This is a genomic window from Kineococcus arenarius subsp. arenarius, from assembly GCF_050871845.1.
Taxonomy (GTDB): domain Bacteria; phylum Actinomycetota; class Actinomycetes; order Actinomycetales; family Kineococcaceae; genus Kineococcus.
Window position 1 is genome coordinate 1 of record NZ_JBJLSE010000187.1, and the last position, 1,400, is coordinate 1,400.

General features: G+C 71.6%; 2 protein-coding genes. One reads left to right on the forward strand and one right to left on the reverse strand.

Annotated features, from left to right (window positions below):
• On the reverse strand, positions 1–480 hold a 480-nt coding region (locus ACRYM0_RS20820; protein WP_432507756.1), incomplete at its 3' end, for a hypothetical protein.
• 418 nt (positions 481–898) lie between these two features.
• Between ACRYM0_RS20820 and ACRYM0_RS20825 the strand changes: the two genes are divergently transcribed.
• A partial coding sequence (locus tag ACRYM0_RS20825; RefSeq protein WP_432507757.1) for a helix-turn-helix domain-containing protein occupies positions 899–1,400 on the forward strand: 502 nt, incomplete at its 3' end.

Here is a 1,400-nt window from a genome sequence, read left to right on the forward strand (position 1 = left end):
GGCGCGCACCAGGGCCACCGCCTCGATCGGGGTGCCGTCGGCCAGCCCGTACAGCGCGGCCCGCTCGGTGCCCGGGGTAGGCCGCACGTTCACGCCCTTGCCGTTCTTGGTGTCCACCCGGATGCCGGCCTGCTCAGCCGGAGCGGCGGGCTTGGCCTCGGGCTTGGCCTCGGGCTTGGCCTCGGGCTTGGCCTCGGGCTTGGCCTCGGGCTTGGCCTCGCGCATCGGCAGACCACGGTCACCGGCGACCAGGTCGGCGGAGATGAAGCCGCCGTCGGCCAGCTGCACCCACACCTTGCCGTCGCCGGCGCGCACCAGGGCCACCGCCTCGATCGGGGTGCCGTCGGCCAGCCCGTACAGCGCGGCCCGCTCGGTGCCCGGGGTAGGCCGCACGTTCACGCCCTTGCCGTTCTTGGTGTCCACCCGGATGCCGCTGTCGGCGGACGCCGAGGCGGCGCTCAGCAGCAGGACGCCAATCACCAGCGCTCCGGCGAGCAGTACGAGCTGGAGTAGTCGCTGCAGTGCGACGGGGTTCGAGTGCCGCCCGAGGGCAGGGTGTGGGTTCATCTGAACTCCTGGTGGACCAGAGCCCCACCACCACTGGCGGAGCCGTGGCTCTGGTGTACGGCCCCGGCCCGTGTGTCCACAGCACACGAGCACCCAGCTCGCGTCCGTGGACGTCACCGCGCCTGCTGGTGATCCACGTCAGCGGGATCACCTGGTGTGGCGCGCTCGATGTCCGCGTCCTGGGCGCACCGGTACCGCTGCTGTGGTTACCTCACGCCTGTCCATGGACACTTTCAGCGCATGGACACCGCCGAATGGGCGATGGCCGCGGCCTGGCTGCGTACCTGACCCGTCTGACGCACGCTGCCTGGAGCGGAGGTGGACACCGACCATGTGGCCCAGCGATGTCTCGGAGGACTCCATCGAACGCTTCGCGCAGGACCTGCGCGAGCTCCGCGAAGCCAAGGGGTGGTCACAGCGCCGACTGGCCGCCCAGGCCCACTTCGTGCCTGAGTCCATCAGCGCCGCCGAACGAGGCCAGCGGATCCCCACCGAGCAAGTCGTGGGCGGCTACCTCCAGGCGCTGGGAGCCTCACCCGCCGAGGTGCAACGCTGGAAGCAGCGATGCCGGCAACTGCGGGTGCGGGAGGGGTACAAGCCGGCAGGCCACAAGAGGCCACCGAGCCACCGGGCGACAGCAGCCTCGGCTACACCAGCGGGGCACCGGCGCACCTCGGACGATCCATCCACCCAGAGCCCAGCGACCGACACCGAGCAGGCGGACACCGAGCAGGCGGACACCGAGCAGGCGGACACCGAGCAGGCGGACACCGAGCAGGCGGACACCGAGCAGGCGGACACCGAGCAGGCGGACACCGAGCAGGCGGACACCG